This is a genomic window from Micromonospora sp. NPDC050695, assembly GCF_040654415.1.
In the GTDB taxonomy this organism is placed as follows: domain Bacteria; phylum Actinomycetota; class Actinomycetes; order Mycobacteriales; family Micromonosporaceae; genus Micromonospora.
Genome location: NZ_JBFAHZ010000158.1, coordinates 1 through 1,107, shown reverse-complemented (window position 1 = coordinate 1,107; position 1,107 = coordinate 1). Strand labels below are relative to the sequence as shown.

Below are 1,107 nucleotides of genomic sequence, written 5' to 3'. Positions count from 1 at the left end.
TGTCTGACCCGCGCGATCCACGGGGCCGGCGCTATCCGCTGGTGAGCATCCTGTCCGTGGCGGTGTGTGCGGTGCTGGCCGGAGCGTGCACGTTCGCCGCGATCAGCGACTGGGTGCGCGATCAGGACCGATCGGTGTGGGACCGACTCGGGTTCACCGATCGGGTTCCCGCAGCCACGACGGTGTGGCGGCTGTTGATCCGTATCGACGCCGAGGTGCTGTCGCAGGTGTTGGCCCGGTGGCTGCGTGCCCGGGCGGCGCCGGTGGTGGTGACCGGACGGCGGTGGCGCCTCGTCATCGCCGTCGATGGGAAGGTCGTCCGCGGTGCCCGGCTACCCGACGGGCGGCAGGTCCATCTGCTCTCGGCCTACGACACGAGCACCGGTGTCGTGCTCGCCCAGGTGCAGATCGCGGCGAAGTCCAACGAAATCCCGGCGTTCACGCCGCTGCTGCGGCTGGTCGCGGCCCAGCTGGGATCACTCACAGACATCCTGGTCGTCGCGGACGCGTTGCACGCCCAGACCGGACACGCCGAGCTGCTCGCCGCCGCCGGAGGGCATCTGATGGTCGCGGTCAAGGCTAACCAACCGAAGCTGTTCGCGCAGCTCAAGGCCCTACCCTGGGCGCAGGTCCCGGTCGGAGACCAGACCCGCGACACCGGCCACGGCCGTAAAGAAACCCGAACCGTCAAAGCAATCACCATCCACACCCCAGGCGGGTTGGGCTTTCCGCACGCACAGCAGGCCGTCCGGATCACCCGGACCCGCACGATCAAGGGCAGAACCACCCGCGAAACGGCGTACCTGACCGTGTCCCTGCCCGCCGAGCAGGCCCACCCCACCGACCTGGGCACCTGGGCCCGGTCCGAATGGCACATCGAGAATCGCCTGCACCACGTCAGAGACGTGACGCTACGTGAAGACGCCCACCGGGCCAGGACCGGCAACGGCCCTGCCGTCTTCGCCACGCTCCGTAACACCTCAATCGGCTACCACCGCACCAACGGTGCAACCAACATCGCCGAAGCCACCCGACGCGCCAACCACCGCCCACACGACCTCATCGACGCCGTGACCAGGAGTAACCCCACTACGCAATAGCCCTGGT

The 1,107-nt window shown here is 68.5% G+C and carries 1 protein-coding gene; it reads left to right on the top strand.

All coding sequences use genetic code 11. From position 1 onward, the window contains the following. Positions 1-1,100 (top strand): ISAs1 family transposase (locus AB0H52_RS32035; protein ID WP_357952045.1); only part of this gene is annotated, 1,100 nt, incomplete at its 5' end. Positions 1,101-1,107: the final 7 nt, after the last annotated feature.